This is a genomic window from Jannaschia formosa (genome assembly GCF_003340555.1).
GTDB classification, from domain to species: Bacteria; Pseudomonadota; Alphaproteobacteria; order Rhodobacterales; family Rhodobacteraceae; genus Jannaschia; species Jannaschia formosa.
Window position 1 is genome coordinate 1 of record NZ_QPLJ01000057.1, and the last position, 2,500, is coordinate 2,500.

Here is a 2,500-nt window from a genome sequence, read left to right on the forward strand (position 1 = left end):
TGGTTGCGGGAGTAGGATTTGAACCTACGACCTTCAGGTTATGAGCCTGACGAGCTACCGGGCTGCTCCATCCCGCGACACTTGTTTGCGCTTTGGCCTGTGGGGGCCTGTGGGAGCGCTGTGTATTGCGCCTTGGCCCGAGTGCGGGCGTGGCGCGGATCGTTTTCGAGAGAAACGGTGTGTTTGTCAGGTTTGGCGATGACCTACTCTCCCACGTCTTGAGACGCAGTACCATCGGCGCGACAGCACTTAACGGCCGGGTTCGGGATGGGACCGGGTGTTTTGCTTGCGCTATGATCACCAAACCGGACAAACACACCGCGGCGACGCCGGGGGCGGTGTTCGGGCGGGACGCGCGTCCTTGACGTGCAAGGGTGCGTGTTCCGCGCGGCCACCGTTCCGGGCGTGCCGAGTGTCACATCGTTTTCCAGGTCAGGTACATTTCACCGTGGTGTATGCTTTCGCTCTGGGGAGGCGTTCGTTCTGCCTTCCACTGGATCGAATCAAGCCTATCGGACAATTAGTACCGGTCAACTGAACGCATTGCTGCGCTTACATCTCCGGCCTATCGACGTGGTGGTCTGCCACGGTCCTCAGGGATACCTTGTTTTGAGGGGGGCTTCCCGCTTAGATGCCTTCAGCGGTTATCCTGTCCGATCATAGCTACCCAGCACTGCCGTTGGCACGACAACTGGTCCACCAGTGGATCGTTCACCCCGGTCCTCTCGTACTAGGGGCAACTCCTCTCAAGTATCCTACACCCACGGAAGATAGGGACCGAACTGTCTCACGACGTTCTAAACCCAGCTCACGTACCTCTTTAAACGGCGAACAGCCGTACCCTTGGGACCTGCTCCAGCCCCAGGATGAGATGAGCCGACATCGAGGTGCCAAACACTGCCGTCGATATGGACTCTTGGGCAGTATCAGCCTGTTATCCCCGGCGTACCTTTTATCCGTTGAGCGATGGCCCTCCCACTTGGGACCACCGGATCACTATGGCCGTCTTTCGACTCTGCTCGACTTGTCAGTCTCGCAGTCAGGCTGGCTTCTGCCATTGCACTCAACGAGCGATGTCCGACCGCTCTGAGCCAACCTTCGCGCGCCTCCGTTACTCTTTAGGAGGCGACCGCCCCAGTCAAACTACCCGCCACAGAGGGTCCCGGATCCGGATGACGGACCGCGGTTAGATATCAAGCGAGGCAAGGGTGGTATCTCAAGGGTGGCTCCACGCAAACTGGCGTTCACGCTTCAAAGCCTACCACCTATCCTGCACATGCCTGGCCTGATACCAGTCTGAAGCTGTAGTAAAGGTGCACGGGGTCTTTCCGTCTAACCGCGGGTAGCCTGCATCTTGACAGGCAATTCAATTTCGCTGAGTCGATGTTGGAGACAGCGGGGAAGTCGTTACGCCATTCGTGCAGGTCGGAACTTACCCGACAAGGAATTTCGCTACCTTAGGACCGTTATAGTTACGGCCGCCGTTTACCTGGGCTTCAATTCGGAGCTTGCACCCCTCCTTTTAACCTTCAGGCACCGGGCAGGCGTCAGACCCTATACGTCGTCTTGCGACTTCGCAGAGCCCTGTGTTTTTAGTAAACAGTCGCCACCCCCTGGTTTGTGCCCCCAGATTCCACTTGCGTAGAACCCGGGCCTCCTTCTCGCGAACTTACGGAGGTATTTTGCCGAGTTCCTTCAACATCGTTCTCTCAAGCGCCTTGGTATTCTCTACCAGTCCACCTGTGTCGGTTTAGGGTACGGTCCAACGAGAGGCTATTTCCAGGAACCGCTAAACCGCCCAACCAATCCGATAAGGCTGAACGATCCTCGCGATCCGTCACTTCTCTCTGGCCCAGGAATATTAACCTGGTTCCCATCGACTACGCATTTCTGCCTCGCCTTAGGGGCCGGCTCACCCTGCTCAGATTAGCTTTAAGCAGGAACCCTTGGACTTTCGGCGACAGGGTCTCTCACCCTGTTTGTCGCTACTCATGTCATCATTCTCGCTAGTGATCTCTCCACCGGATGGCTCACGCCCCGGCTTCATCGAAGATCCCCGATCCTCCAGGACATCCCGAAGGATGCCGAAGAGGAAGGAGATCATGTCACACTACGCTCCGCTACCATGCACTACGTGCATCCTCAGCTTCGGCTCATGGCTTGAGCCCCGTTACATCTTCGCCGCAAGACAGCTTGTTTAGACCAGTGAGCTGTTACGCTATCTTTAAAGGATGGCTGCTTCTAAGCCAACCTCCTGGTTGTTTTGGCCGTCTCACCTGCTTTCCCACTTAGCCATGAATTGGGGGCCTTAGCTGGAGGTCAGGGTTGTTTCCCTCTTCACGACGGGCGTTAGCACTCGCCGTGTGTCTGCCATCTAGTACTCCCGGGTATTCGGAGTTTGGTTAGGATCAGTAAGCCTGTGGGGCCCCATTACCCATCCAGTGCTCTACCCCCCGGGGTATTCGGATGACGCTCTACCTAAATAGATTTCGCGGAGAAC

General features: G+C 56.8%; 1 tRNA gene and 2 rRNA genes (1 of these 3 cut by a window edge). All 3 read right to left on the reverse strand.

The window, feature by feature from the left end:
- Positions 1-77, reverse strand: a tRNA-Met gene (locus DR046_RS22480).
- A gap of 113 nt (positions 78-190) precedes the next feature.
- Positions 191-305, reverse strand: a 5S ribosomal RNA gene (gene rrf, locus DR046_RS22485).
- A 194-nt stretch (positions 306-499) separates the two neighbouring features.
- Positions 500-2,500, reverse strand: a 23S ribosomal RNA gene (locus tag DR046_RS22490) (it continues 828 nt past the right edge of the window).